Annotated in this window: 15 protein-coding genes; 8 read left to right on the forward strand and 7 right to left on the reverse strand. The window is 42.5% G+C overall.

The window, feature by feature from the left end; genetic code table 11:
- Nucleotides 1–5 precede the first annotated feature (5 nt).
- Both FPZ44_RS02750 and deoD read right to left on the reverse strand, forming a co-directional pair.
- Entirely contained in the window at nucleotides 6–812 is an 807-nt protein-coding gene (locus FPZ44_RS02750) for a Cof-type HAD-IIB family hydrolase (protein WP_144987164.1), read from the reverse strand.
- 30 nt (nucleotides 813–842) lie between these two features.
- On the reverse strand, nucleotides 843–1550 hold the full coding sequence (gene deoD / locus FPZ44_RS02755; RefSeq protein ID WP_144987166.1) for a purine-nucleoside phosphorylase: 708 nt from the start codon (nucleotides 1548–1550) through the stop codon (nucleotides 843–845).
- Nucleotides 1551–1788: 238 nt separating this feature from the next.
- On the opposite strand from deoD, the gene FPZ44_RS02760 reads away from it, so the two are divergent.
- The 6 genes from FPZ44_RS02760 to FPZ44_RS02785 all read left to right on the forward strand — a co-directional run bounded on the left by FPZ44_RS02760 (nucleotide 1789) and on the right by FPZ44_RS02785 (nucleotide 5483).
- A complete protein-coding gene (locus FPZ44_RS02760) occupies nucleotides 1789–2664 on the forward strand; it encodes a phosphotransferase family protein (protein WP_144987168.1) in 876 nt (291 codons plus the stop codon).
- Entirely contained in the window at nucleotides 2640–3050 is a 411-nt protein-coding gene (locus tag FPZ44_RS02765; RefSeq protein ID WP_144987170.1) for a Type 1 glutamine amidotransferase-like domain-containing protein, read from the forward strand. The genes FPZ44_RS02760 and FPZ44_RS02765 overlap by 25 nt, the downstream gene beginning before the upstream one ends.
- 186 nt (nucleotides 3051–3236) lie before the next feature.
- Entirely contained in the window at nucleotides 3237–3752 is a 516-nt protein-coding gene (locus FPZ44_RS02770) for a DUF2569 domain-containing protein (RefSeq protein ID WP_144987172.1), read from the forward strand.
- A gap of 49 nt (nucleotides 3753–3801) precedes the next feature.
- Entirely contained in the window at nucleotides 3802–4347 is a 546-nt protein-coding gene (locus tag FPZ44_RS02775) for a putative glycolipid-binding domain-containing protein (protein WP_144987174.1), read from the forward strand.
- A 44-nt stretch (nucleotides 4348–4391) separates the two neighbouring features.
- A complete protein-coding gene (locus FPZ44_RS02780) occupies nucleotides 4392–4883 on the forward strand; it encodes an 8-oxo-dGTP diphosphatase (protein WP_144987176.1) in 492 nt (163 codons plus the stop codon).
- 141 nt (nucleotides 4884–5024) lie between these two features.
- Complete coding sequence (locus FPZ44_RS02785) at nucleotides 5025–5483, forward strand: hypothetical protein (RefSeq protein WP_144987178.1); 459 nt, start codon at nucleotides 5025–5027, stop codon at nucleotides 5481–5483.
- Nucleotides 5484–5715: 232 nt separating this feature from the next.
- Here the strand turns inward: FPZ44_RS02785 and FPZ44_RS02790 are convergent, their stop codons facing one another.
- The 3 genes from FPZ44_RS02790 to FPZ44_RS02800 form a co-directional block, all read right to left on the reverse strand.
- Nucleotides 5716–7059, reverse strand: coding sequence for an alpha/beta hydrolase family protein (locus tag FPZ44_RS02790; RefSeq protein WP_144987180.1), 1344 nt, complete (start codon nucleotides 7057–7059; stop codon nucleotides 5716–5718).
- Between the two features lie 185 nt (nucleotides 7060–7244).
- The gene (locus FPZ44_RS02795; RefSeq protein ID WP_186785889.1) at nucleotides 7245–8588 is read right to left on the reverse strand and encodes an alpha/beta hydrolase family protein; all 1344 of its coding nucleotides are present in this window, start codon (nucleotides 8586–8588) and stop codon (nucleotides 7245–7247) included.
- 45 nt (nucleotides 8589–8633) lie between these two features.
- Nucleotides 8634–11009 (reverse strand): S9 family peptidase, encoded by a 2376-nt coding sequence (locus tag FPZ44_RS02800; RefSeq protein WP_144987185.1) that lies wholly within the window; start codon nucleotides 11007–11009, stop codon nucleotides 8634–8636.
- A gap of 336 nt (nucleotides 11010–11345) precedes the next feature.
- On the opposite strand from FPZ44_RS02800, the gene FPZ44_RS02805 reads away from it, so the two are divergent.
- The gene (locus FPZ44_RS02805) at nucleotides 11346–11933 is read left to right on the forward strand and encodes an HD domain-containing protein (RefSeq protein WP_144987187.1); all 588 of its coding nucleotides are present in this window, start codon (nucleotides 11346–11348) and stop codon (nucleotides 11931–11933) included.
- Between the two features lie 81 nt (nucleotides 11934–12014).
- Nucleotides 12015–12542: a YfiT family bacillithiol transferase gene (locus FPZ44_RS02810; RefSeq protein WP_144987189.1), complete on the forward strand. Its 528-nt coding sequence runs from the start codon at nucleotides 12015–12017 to the stop codon at nucleotides 12540–12542.
- Nucleotides 12543–12678: 136 nt separating this feature from the next.
- On the opposite strand, the gene FPZ44_RS02815 is transcribed toward FPZ44_RS02810, so the two are convergent.
- Nucleotides 12679–13389 (reverse strand): SRPBCC domain-containing protein, encoded by a 711-nt coding sequence (locus FPZ44_RS02815; protein WP_144987192.1) that lies wholly within the window; start codon nucleotides 13387–13389, stop codon nucleotides 12679–12681.
- Nucleotides 13390–13392: 3 nt separating this feature from the next.
- A complete protein-coding gene (locus FPZ44_RS02820; RefSeq protein ID WP_144987194.1) occupies nucleotides 13393–13707 on the reverse strand; it encodes a metalloregulator ArsR/SmtB family transcription factor in 315 nt (104 codons plus the stop codon).
- Nucleotides 13708–13781 lie beyond the last annotated feature (74 nt).

A 13781-nucleotide genomic window follows, 5' to 3' on the forward strand; every position in this document is an offset into this window, starting at 1 on the left:
AATAATCAGCTCCTATTTATTTTATAAATTTGTTCTAGCAGTTTAGCTACGCCATCTTCTTCATTAGAAGCGGTTACATAATCAGCCGCCTGTTTGACCGCACTTGAAGCATTTTCCATCGCGACACCTAAGCCTGCTCGTTTCAGAAGCAGCATGTCATTGTCTGCATCACCAAATGCTATCGTACGCTCTATCGGTATCTCTAGATGTGCCGTTAACCACTCTAACGCTCGTTCTTTACCTGCCTGTTGATGCAAAAATTCGACCCAAACTTTTTTGGAATCTGAAAAGGTGTGAATGAGGTCTGGATAGCTTGCTTGTACATGTTGAATGATGTGAGAACATTCCCCCCTTGCCATAATTTTAGCTACGGACTCTTGAAAAAAGGTGGATGGATAGCCCATAGCATGGGGCTCACAGCCCATTTCAATCCATTTTGTTACGTCGTCGTCAATGCAGTCGACCCAAAATTGATTGTTTTTCTCTACGAGAATGTTGCTAACATCTTTGGAGTCTTTTAACTCTGTTATTAATTGATTAGCTATCTCTTTATCGATATCAAAGGAAACGAGAGGATTACCGCTCTTATTGCAAAACACCATGGCTCCGTTGTAGCAAATACTAGGTGTGTCTAAGGAGAGCGCCTTTATAAAATGTTGAATATCTCTTGGAGCGCGGGCTGTAGCGAAGACGATGTGGACGTGATGACGTAGTTGCTCTAGTACCTGTATCGTATACGGGCTTACCTGTTTCTTGTTATTTAGCAATGTGCCGTCAAGATCGCATACGATTAAGTCATAAGGTTTTTCCATACCTACATTTCTCCTATTTAATTGAAAATATTAGGATTCAATTATCGTATCTAATGCGAGTTTAATCATAGTATCCACGCAATTCTGTCTTTCTAGCAGACTAATCGCTTCGTCTTTGAAAATATGGTCGCTAACGGTTAATACGGATAATGCATGTACACCATATTTTGCAGCCATCGTATATAAGGCAGCTGTCTCCATTTCTACAGCTAATACGCCGTGCTCTGCGAACAGTTTATTCGTATCTGGACTACCTGTGTATAGGAGGTCGGTCGTCAAAACGCTCCCTACTTTTACAGAAAGATTGTGCTCAAGGCTAATATCAACCGCTCTTTTTAATAGATTGAAATTGGCGGTGGGGGAAAAGTGGAAGCTAGAGAATGTTGGATAATTGAAGTTAGAGTCGGTGCTGGCGGACATGGCGATAATAATATCTTTCACGCTAATGTCGTGTTGAATCGTGCCGCAAGTGCCGACGCGAATCAGCTTTTTGACATGGTAATCATGAATTAACTCATAGGTATACGCGGAGATTGAGGGGATGCCCATTCCAGTACCTTGCACAGAGACCCGTTGGCCTTTATAAACTCCGGTAAAGCCAAGCATACCGCGTATTTCGTTGTAACAAATGACATCATCTAGAAATGATTCAGCAATATATTTGGCTCTTAAAGGGTCGCCGGGGAGTAATACGCGCTCTGCTACATGATTGGAATTGGCTTCAATAACTAATCCCATGTATTCGACATCCTTTCTACTTGTAGATATTATTTTATTTGAACAATTTCCATATAACCCCTTTCTTTATGATAGTATAAGGGTTAAAAAAATATTGTCGTTATTTATTGCTGGATTAAAAGTTGTTTTATCGAAACGAAAAAAATAATGTTGAACGAAGTAGAATTTAACGATATCTCGGCAATCATTTATTCGAAAAATCGGAAAGAAAATACATTTTAAACTAAGGAGCTTGCCTATGATTGCATCCTATAAAGGCCTCATTGAACAGAAGTATCCTGAATTAGTTATTGAGCATATTGAGCCTAACGCGATTGGACAAAACAACGATGTTGTCATGATTAACAACTCACTTGTATTTCGCTTTCCTAAATATGAAGAAGGCATTCGACAGTTGAAAAGAGAGATAGAGCTGCTAAAGGTTATTCATTATCAGGCGACGCTCCCGATTCCTTTACCGAAGTATGTTTCTTTTGAAGCGATGGTTCCTGGTCAAGTATTTACGGGATATAAGCTAATTGCCGGAGCGCCTTTCTGGAAAGAAGAACTAGACCGTGTACAACATAAAGAAGCGCGGCATCGGATTGCCTCTCAACTTGTAACATTTCTAATAGAGCTGCATGGGACTAAATGGGAGCAGGTTGAACCTATTTTTAAGCAAGAAAGAAAATCAATACTTGAGATGGTTAAACAATTATACGAAGATATCGAGAAGAAATTATTTTCGTATATGAGAAACGATGCTAGAGAGCGTGTCATTCACAATTTCAGAACCTTTCTGGACAACGAGAAAAATCATAATGTACAGCAAACACTAATCCACGGGGATTTCGGCACAGGCAATATTTTGTGGGATGCAGAGGCATGTGCGATTTCGGGAGTTATTGACTTCGGTGGTTCTGGCTTAGGTGATCCTGCTTATGACTTGGCGGGCATTCTTGCTGGGTATGGAGAGGAATTCTACGAGGAATGCATTCGGTTGTACCCCGGCGGCGAGGATATTTCCGAACGAGTTCGTTTTTATCGGAGTACTTTTGCTTTGCAAGAAGCGTTGCACGGTGTGGACAACAATGATCCAGAAGCGTTTGAGTGTGGAATGAAAGAATATCGGTAGCAGGAGACGCAGATGGATATATTCAGCGTTTTTACAAGGCATTTAATCGCTATGATTGCGTCCTGTCTCATTTATCTTTGTTTGAAGAAGGTGTTACTGATTCTAATCCAGGTGGATTAACGAAGTTGAATGGCTTAGGCTGGCTGCGCGGCAGCAACTGTCCGCATTATGATGGCGAAGCAGATCGCAGACCTTCTTACCAGCAGCTTATTGTAACTGGTCAACTGGGTGGGGGCAGAGCCGCCGACGATGGGGTTGCCCTGCATTATCGTGGAGATGAACTTTATCGTGTTGTAAGCTCACGCCCTGCTGCGAGAGCGTATGAAGTAGATGTTCGCGATGGACAGATCGTTGAGACGGAGATTGTGCCTGACTATTTAGGATAGATGTGCTCAAGTAAGGGTTTAGGTAGTTGTAGTAAGTTCATATGAATAGCAGTGATGTGGCTAATGATCTCAAAGACAATAGAAATTTCTATTGTCTTTTTTGGTTAAATATTGTAATAATAAAAGGTGGTTTTTTGGGATAATTATCTAGTAAGAGAGACAAGACAAAAAGGGGAGTGCTAGACCATGGAAGAAAAAGCTATCGATAACAATGAAGAAGTGCCGCTGCGGCAAAAATACGGTGTGTCAGGTTTAGGAGGATGGTTAATTGTCATTCAAATTGGGTTGTATTTGACCATTTTGCTATTGGGTAAGCAAGTCTATGATCTTTTTCCTGTTTTTACAGACCCGAAAGTATGGAATATGCTCACGTCTGAAGGCTCCATTTTCTATCATCCTTTATGGAAACCTACGTTGATTTTTGAGATTATATTTCTTTGTTTGTTTTTGATTCTAGGTATTGTTGCTTTAATTATTATGTACTGCAAAAAGTCGGGTTTTCCTAAGCTTATGATAGGTTTATACATAGGGAATTTAATATTCCAAATTGTTGACACGATACTCGCATCCCAAAATGAGATCATGACTCAATTTTATCCCGGGAACTTATGGGGCGATGTAGTTAGAGCGGGGATCGTTTGTGCGATATGGATTCCATACTTAATAAAGTCTGATCGAGTGGCAAATACGTTTGTGAAGTAGTTTAAAAATGGAGCTACGTATGGATATTACACCAAAGGAGCTGACTGTAATGAAGCATACTGCAGTATGGAATCGTTTGCCGGATAACGGCATGGAATATTGCAGGCTAGAACTAGAGCCATCTATCGAGATTACAGGAAAAGTGATTCGTGTGTATGAAGGTGAAAAATATTTTGTGGAGTATATCGTGAACTGCGATCAAGCGGGAAACACGGAGGAAGTGCATTTGTATTATCGGAACGAATCGATGAGCAATCGGATGACAATAGCACGTGATGGGAATGGTAGTTGGACATGGAATCGGCAGGTGATCGAAGGAGTGTCTGAAGCAAAAGACATTGATATCGGTATAACTCCATCTACCAATGTACTGCCTATTCGGCGCTTGCAACTAGCTGTAGGAGAGTCATCCGAGCTGACAACGGCTTGGGTGCGCTTCCCTGAATTTGATATTCAACCTTTAAGACAAGAGTATACAAGATTAGATTCATTTACATATCGATATCGTTCTATAGAGAGCGGATATACAGCTATTTTAAAGGTAGACGAGAATGGATTAGTAGAGGACTATGAGGATGAATGGATAAGGCTTTAAGTCTGAGATGAACCAGTATCAGAAGTTGATAAGGAGATAGTTGTATGAAAATCAATCATGAACTATACACGATGTGTATGATTGAGAAGGGCGATAAGGTGCTTTTACTAAATCGACCAACAAAACGTGGATTTCCGGGCTATATAGCTCCGGGAGGCAAGGTTGACTATCCAGAAAGTATCGTAAATGGTGCGATACGTGAAGTAAGAGAAGAAACGGGACTCATTGTAACAGACATCATTTACAAAGGATTAGCAGAATACTGTGAACCTCAGACAGGATTGCGATCAATGGTGTTTAACTATTTAGCTGCTTCCTTCGAAGGGGAAATATTAGAGCATCCGCCAGAAGGAGAATTGCTCTGGATAGACAAAGATAAGGCACTTGAGCTGCCAATGCAAGATTGGTTTCGAAGTCGGTTTCCCTTGTTTTTTCAACCAGGCACGTTTGAAATTAGTTCGGTCTGGGATAAAGAGGAGCAGATAACCATTAGTAAAACGGAGAAACAATATGTAGAACGAGTAACAGTTACATAGAGAAATAGCATCATACGGGATGAATGGAATAGGCGAGCTCCAATTTGAATCCTTTTAAAATGTACTCGTACATAAGCTAGCAATCTATCACATCTATGCTCCTTTATTAATAGGATAAATAGTAATAAAGGAGGGATAGTGATGGCTTTTCAAGTGTTAGACTTACGTCTGTCCCAGTTTAGTAATACAAATACGGGCCTGATAGATATAACGGATACTCCTATTTTAATAGGAGATATCGGTTTGATTACAACTGCCGCAGCAGGAACGGCCCAGGCAGGTGACGTAAGAGTTTGGTTGTCAGGGACGGTAGGGGTGTCAACTGGGGGTGAACCACCAGATATACAATTTGTCATTGAGCGCAATGGCGCCGACACATTTGGATCAGGCACTGTCATTTATACATCAACGGTTAATCCAAATGATTTTACAAATTCAGCATTTAGTATTACAGCAGCAGATTTTCCGCCAGCAACGGATGTGAATACGAACCAAATTCGATACACACTATTTGTTTCTTCTTCACCCGCATCAGGTAATGAAATAACGGGTCCAGTTGCATTTAACGGAATTGCAGCGGTGGGAGCGGGGCCATTTTAACGAAAACATAGGAGCTTCCATTAAAAGTTTTCGGGTTCATGCACCGATAAATCGTTTCAATAATAGAAGACAAGCCGCTGAGCATGGTCATTGTACACCATTTTATGCAGCGGCTTTTTATATTGGAGAGATAGTAGAGAGCGAGAGCTAGCCAATCAAACATGAATGCGAACTATGAATTGTTGGATTATGGACTACGTGGTTTTCACATTTAATGAGGATAGCTAGTTTTTTAATCCTCTTTCATACCTTCCCCGATCTTTACGGTTACATCCTCATACTTATCTTTATTTTCGTCCAGCAGATTGATAGGCTTGCCTTTCAGAAAATGATCAAAGAAGTCCAACGTATATTCATTAATAATCCGATGTTGACGAGATACTGATTTCAAGCTGGAAGCAGCATCTTTCGTCGAAGCTGCCTCAAGAGCTAATGGGAAATCACAGAACGTTTCATGCTTGGTATGTTTGAATGATAGGGAATAGCTATGACGCAGAGCCTGTTTATAGCGTGTGATCGAATGTTCCATCATTTCTTTTATTTTTTCTACACTTGTTCCATGTTCGGCTGCAAGCTCTTTAGGGTCAATGTTCTCGAAATTTGCCAATCCATCCGCATCGGCAGCGCCCATGAATAGGAACGGACCTGGTATGCCCGTATCTGGAATCACTTTCCCATAAAAGCTCCCATCCATATTGAGCCCTGCTTTGACACGGCTGTCGACTAGCATGACTTGAGCAGCAGTAGCGCCACCAAACGAATGACCAAGCATCCCGATTCGTTTAAGATCGAGCTGCTTCCATATAGGATAGCTATATTTCTGGGACAGTTGTTCCAGCCGATCCAATACGAATTGAATATCTTTTACCCACACGTTCGTAATTAACTGATCCATGTAGGAGGTGCTATCCATTTCACTACCTATGAATGGTGCGACCTTTCCAGTTGGGAATTGAGTCAAAAATGAATTATACGTATGCTGTACACTTACGACGATATATCCTTGGCTTGCCAAAGGCTCTACGAGAAAACGATAGGAATCATTTCGAGCGCCAAAGCCGTGTGAAAAAATAAGGACCGGATATTTTTGTTTGTTTTCTACGATAGGAGCTTTAATTAAGGAATGAGTTGTTGACAGAAATATAGGCATGGACAGACTCGCTGGAATTTGTGCATAGCTTTCAAACGCTTTAGCGTGTGTTTGTGGGTCGTCCGAGAATAGCTGACGTTTATGAGTGGCATTTGTTGCTTTCGTCGGGTACCATACTTGAATCATCAGTTCGCGATGATCTTTTTGGGTAGCGGTAAAGGTCTCAGGACGTGACTTGTCGATCCAATGGAATGTTTCTGTCCCCACTTGATAGGGCCCTGTAAGTGCAGGAAACTGCACGGTATCAGGCTTGGATGCTTTGGCAGTTGCAACAGCAGTGAATGATGCAGCTTCAGCCGTTTCTCCGAATGGCTGTGTACCCTCATTTCCAACTGCTTGGCTTACACTGCTGAAGGCAAATAAGGAGCATAGAAGCGTGAGCAGCAGCAATTTGCTTTTCCTTTTCATCGTAAGTTTGGATTTCATATCGATTCTCCTTTAGATAAATAGAATGTATTTTGACTGTTCTAGGTGTGAAGAGGCTAGTGGATGCAGTATGCTTTGAGGAGGTAACCCTTGCTTTTTATTATCGTGGAGCAGTGTGTACTTTTTATGAATTTAAAAAGAACCTCGCCCGTTAATTATCGAGGAGGTTCCCATTTGAACGAATTCTACTTAGATGTTGCGGTTTTTGTCTTTGCGTGTTCTCCAACGTCTACCTTAACATCTTCAAGCTTGTTCTTCCCGTCCAACAGCTTCGTTGGCTTTCCTTTTAGGAAATGGTCGAAGAAATCCAATGTATAGGCATTGATACTACTGTGAGTACGATACACGGTCTGTAATCTGGCAGCATCGTTCGATACAGATGGCAAGGATATTAACGGGGTGTCCGAAAATGTTCCATGGTCTGCATGACGGAAGGATACGGAATAACTAAAGCGTACTGCCTGCTTATAGCGTGCGATCACATGTTTCAACATTTCTGTCAATTTCTTTTCATCTACCCCTTGTGCTGCTGCGGCTTGCTTTGGATCGATACTCTCTAAACTTTTTAATCCATCGTAGCCAGCGCTCATCAGCATGAATGGGCCTGGAATTCCCGTTTCAGGAATCACCTTGCCAAAGAAGCCGCCGTCCATGTTGATACCTGCCTTTACACGATCATCTTGCAGCATGACTTGAGCAGCAGTAGCACCGCCAAAGGAATGACCGAGCATTCCAACTCTACTCAGATCGGCCTGTTTCCATATGTGATAGCTCTTCTTCTCTGCAAGTTGTTCTAGACGATCCAATACAAATTGAACATCTTTCACCCACACTTTCGTTATCAATCGATCCATGTGAGAGGTGCTGTCGCTATTAGATCCGTTGAAAGTTGCAACTTTTCCATTAGGAAATGTGGTTATTAATGAATTATACGTATGCTGCACACTTACGACGATGTAGCCTTGGCTTGCCAATGGCTCTGCAATAAAACGATACGTGTCATTAAGCATGCCGAAGCCGTGTGATAAGATAAGCACCGGATGTTTTTGCTTCACTTCAGCGATAGGTGCTTTGATTAAGGATTGAGTGGTCGTATTGAGTAAAGGTAAAAATTGAGCAGCGGGTATTTTCGTGTAGTCTTCATAAAATTTCGCCAGTGCTGTTGGATTAGTTGCATAAGGTTCAAGCTTATGAGAGGCGCTTGTTGCGTTAGTCGGATACCATATTTGAATCATCAGCTCGCGATGATCCGTCTTGTCTGCAGTGAACGTTTCAGGACGGGATTTATCAATCCAATGAAAACGCTCAGTCCCTACTTTGTATGGGCCTTTAAGTGCTGGAAATGTAACAGTTGCCTGTTTGGACGAAGTTGTAGTGGCTTTCGTTTGTGTGTGGGCAACAGCTGCTTGCTGTTCTTGTTGGGAAGGACTACTTCCGAGCGCGTTCATTACGCTACTACCGACAAACATGGAACACAACATAACCGTAAATAAAAATTTGCTTTTCCCCATAAGCTTGACTTCCATCATGCAACTCTCCATTTCATCAAATAGGTTTGTGTGAACGAATACAGGCTAACTTATACTTACTTTCATTGACTTAGACTCACTTGAAGGAGATTGCCCTTCATTTGTGGATGAATGTATCGGAAGCTTAGGCGGTTCTACGCCTAGCAGGTGTCTTATGAAGAAATCCCACTTTCTACGAATAAAATAGGCTTCTTCTGAAATACCATGCCCGACATTAGGCATAATAAGTAAATCGAAATCTTTATCCGCCTTAATCAGCGCATCGGCTAGCCTTAACGTCTGGCCGATATGAACATTATCATCGATATCACCGTGTGCGAGCAGCAGCTTGCCTTTCAAATTCGCCGCCAAATCTGCATTTGCCTGATTCGTATAGCGGTCTGGATATTGCGGATCAAGCATTCCTTGATAATGTTCACCCCACATATGGGTATACATCAATTGGTCGTGATTGCCTGCTGAAGCAACGGCTGCTTGGTACGTATCAGGGTATTTCAAAATAGCACGTGCCGCGCCATAACCACCGCCAGAACTGCCCCAAATTCCTACACGTTCGATATTCAAGAAAGGATAGAGCTGTGCTAATTGAGGCAAAGCTGCTACATGGTCGTCAAGGCCAGCTCCCCCACCCATATTTCCTGCTACTACGTTGATAAATTCACGCGAACGGAAAGGGGTCCCTTTTCCATCCATAATGATAGTGGCGAAGCCTAGTTGAGCGAGTGCTTGCGCACCGCCAGTTTCCCCGGCTGATAAGTTGAACGACTTCGGCGTTTGAATGACCTGGGGGCCGGCATAGTAATGATCGATAACCGGATACAATTGTGCTGGATCAAGATTAGCAGGCTTAATGATTATGCCGTATAAATCAGTGACTCCATCTGCAGCCTTGACCGTGAAGCGCTCTGGCATTTGGTAGCCTCTGTTCAGCAATGGCTGTATATTCGCCTGCTCAAGTTCACGAATAGTTTCTCCGTTGGTTGCTTGCAGAACAGAAACTGGAGCGAGGTCAACACGGGAGTAAGTATTGACGATAAACGATAAGTCAGGTGAGAGTATAACTTTATGATGGGCGTCTTCAGGTGTAAGAAGGGTAAGAGATGATCCATCTAGTTGAATCCGATATAGGTGCTGGTAATAGGGATCCCGTCCAGCTTCTCGTCCGCTTGCCGTGAAATAAATCCACCTTTGTTCTTCGTCAATGGCGATGAGGCGTCTCACGTTCCAGTCACCGGATGTTATGGCATTTCTTGTTTGGCCTGTGCAGGAGTCGATGAGATAGAAATGGCCGTAGCCATCTCGTTCAGACAGCCAGATGAGAGAATCGTCCTGCAGCAGTTGGAAGTTAGGGTTCAATGATGGCATAATTTCTAGATAACTGAAGTAAGAGGTGTTTCCATTATGATATAAATGCGAGAAAATAAACGGTTCATTTGTTTCTTCTACAACGACTCTTGTTTCACCTGTATCAGCTTGGACGAGGATGAGCTGTGCGGACTTGAAGTCTCTGGCTACTTGTTTATAGTAGGCCTGTTGACTATCTGCAGACCATCCAGCTAACGGCGTTATAGGGTGGAAAGCAGTAGGACTAGTAGCAACAACAGGATCTGCACCTACTCGTATCGAGTCTTGATTATCGATATCAGCAATATACACTTCCATCATCGGGACATGCTGATCCCCAACTATTGCAAAGCGTGACGTGTATAAAGCAGGGCGAACTTCCTTAGGATCCAAAGGCACGTTCTGCACGATGTGAAGCTCTTGAACGTTTCGCTCGTCCAGACGCAGCGTAAGCAGCTTCTTCGAATCTGGCGACCAGACAACACTTGGTGGGGGAGCGTAGCCAGTGATTTGTTGCGAGCTCTCATTCATGGCAGAGCCTTCGGAGCCGTATTCGTAGTAATGTTCTCCATCGTAGGTTAGCTGCCGCACTTCCTCTGTTTCCAGATGGCGAACATATAGATTATATTGTTCTACATAGGCTGCCCATTGCCCGTCAGGGGACAACCGCTCGTGTGGCTTAGCTTGTGGAGGAGCTATTTCATGGCATTCGTGCTTCGTCTGATCATAAGTCCAATATTTATCTTTGGCAACAAAATTAATACTAGAATCGTGCTCATGAATCTTCAGTTTTTGTATTGGCAGCTGGTGAGGATCAATTTCCTCTTGTAAAACCTTACTTAAGGCTGCTGCCAAACGAGCGTGGTCAAAGGCGAGTTCTAGCGAATTGCAAACAGGATTTACGATAACGAACTCGCTTCCTTTTTGTGCGCCCACCCGAATATCACGCTGGTACCAGAATGTTGACGATTGCCCGATCCAGTGCGGGACGACATGGACATTGTCTACATCCGCTTGCCAATTCATGCTCCATTCTTTAGCTTTTGCATACTGCTCAGTGGTTACTACTTGTTTCATTGATCTTCACTCCTATCCAATAATTTTGTTAATCACCTCGTGGGTGATTTTAGTGTGAAGGGCTCAATGCTGTTAGGAAGCTATTGTGCAGCCCTTTGAATACTATTATTAAGGAGCACTGTGTACTTTTTATGTACATGTAAACTTGCTTATTTAATGTGGATGAAAAATTGTTCGGAAAGTGTGAGAGATGAATGGAGTGGGAGTTGTTGCAGCCTACGCCTATCTACAGCTTGAAGACATATGTCCTAGTTATTTTTCCAGTGTATGATTACGATGAGGGAATAGAAAAAAGGTAGTAATTGGATATATAATAAAAAACGAAGGGCTGAGCATATGGAATCTATTTTGCAGAAACAACTCCAATTCTTGATTGAGATAGACAAGCTCAAGACGATTCAAAGAAAAACGAAGATCGTTAGTGATACAAGATTAGAAAATGATGCGGAGCATTCCTGGCATATAGCCGTAATGGCGCTTATCCTTAACGGTCACGCAAATGAAGAAGTTGATTTGTTTAAAGTAGTGAAAATGCTGCTTATTCATGATCTAGTTGAGATTGATGCAGGTGACACATTTGCGTACGATACATCAGGGTATGAGGACAAACATGAGCGAGAGCTGCAAGCCGCGCAGCGAATTTTTGGTCTTTTGCCAGCAGAGCAGGGAGAGGAACTAATGAATTTGTGGCTTGAATTTGAACGGAAAGAGAGTAAGGAAGCACAATTTGCCGCCTCGCTAGATCGCTTGCATCCTATCCTAAATAACTATCAAAATGAAGGCGACACGTGGCTAACCTACCAAATTACAAGTGAGCAAATTTTGAAGCGGAATCGTGAAATTGACAATGGTTCCAAAACGTTGTGGGCATACACCCAACAGCTAGTTCATGATTCGATTGCACGTGGGTATGTACTCGAGTAAGCTAAGGCTCTAATGAAAAATTAGTTGTGAAAATAGGAGAGTGGCTCAATTTGAAGATTTTATGAGAGGGGAAATAAGGCGATGGAGATCAATCAATTTTCATTTTCAGGCACTCCCTTTGAACCGATACTGAATCCTACTTCGGTAGAACGCAACGATTTTATTAGTCAGATTCCAGAAATAATTATAGAGTTACGAAGTATAGTGAAGGATCTAGCTCCTGAACAACTTCAGTGCTCATACCGTCCTGGAGGCTGGACGATTCAACAGATTGTACATCATTTAGCAGATAATAACGTAAACGCCTATTTGCGGTTTAAGCGGGCGTTAACCGAAGTAGAACCGATAGTGAGCTCGTACGATCAAGATGCTTGGGCGGCGCTCGATGAATATCAGCATTTGCCCATTGAGGATTCCCTGCTGCTCATTGAAACGCTTCACCGAAGATTTTTCATCCTCTGTACCAGCCTAACCCCAGATGATTTTCGCAGAACTTTACGAACCCAAGTACTAGATGCCATCACACTAGATATTGCTCTTCAAAGACTGATTTGGCATGACCGACATCATATTGCTCACATTCGTTTAGCGATTGAAAAAGCGTTATGAATCGAAGTGAGCTCGTGCATGATAAAGACAATTACAGCGTGCTATATGATTTCATTGTAGATAAAAGAAAAGCCGCTCCAATAAGCGTTTGGAAGCGGCTTTTTATACGTATATGTGTTGAAAAGTCAAACTCGTTTTAGGAGGCGGCTTTCTTTTCCCTGAATGGAACTGTATGCAGCGTATACTGCTGTTCTTCACCGGCGCGAAGTATGGTGACAGTCAAGGGTTGACCTGGCTTCGACATTGTAACGACGCGTTCTAAATCGCTGAATGCTTCGACGTCGCTGTCATTTACACGAAGTATAATGTCTTCTTCTTGAAGAATTCCTTCCGCGGGTGTACCCGGAATTACTTTAATAATAATAGTACCCTTTTGTGTGTCAGTAAGCAGTGTATGATGATTAACGCCGATCCAGCTCGTCCAGTATGTATCGCGGTTATCTTGAGCATTTTCTAACATCGTTTTCATATTATGAAGGAACTGCTCTGTTCCAAAGCCCATATCTTCCGCTGTCATAAAGCCCAGTGCTCCAGCCCATAGCCCTGTATACTCTAACACTACAACGGTTCCTTCTTCAACAGCTTGCAGAGTCCAGATTGTCAAATCATCACTTTCATCTTTTAGAACGAGTCTAGCATTTTCCTCCATTTCAACAATCGTCCCGACATAATCAACACCCCAGCCGTAATCAAGCTCGACCTTACCGTCAATGCGAAGATCGATGCTGGATTGTCTTGTTTCCCAACGATTCCGTTCTGCTGGATCGGTTAATGCTTTCCAAACTCGCTCAGGCGTTGTTCGGATAAAAGTCTCTCTCTTTACGCTCGTAATCGGTGAATCAAACATGTACTATTCCTCCTCTAGGTTCTCTAAGTAATGTTTCAGTCCTGCCAGTTTGTTGTCCAAGACAAGACCCAATTCACTCTGCAGCTGTAAATACGCTTGTTGAAAGACAGGAGTGTTTAATCGGTAATAGCAGAACTTTCCTACCCTGCGCTCTAGCAATAATTGTTCTTCCAGTAGAATCGCTAGATGCTTCTTAATGGCAGGTTGCGAGATCGAAAAGGAAGCAACGATATCCGACTGGGTACATTCTTGCTGTGAAACCATGCGCAGTATTTTACGACGAATTGGATCTGCGATAGCTCGATAAATGTCCGTCATAGCCGTACCTCCAATTTCATATAACCTTTTGGTTATATATAAGTTAATAGAAAAAAACGGAAGTGTCAATATGC

The organism is Paenibacillus agilis (assembly GCF_007786455.1).
GTDB lineage: Bacteria > Bacillota > Bacilli > Paenibacillales > Paenibacillaceae > Paenibacillus_B > Paenibacillus_B agilis.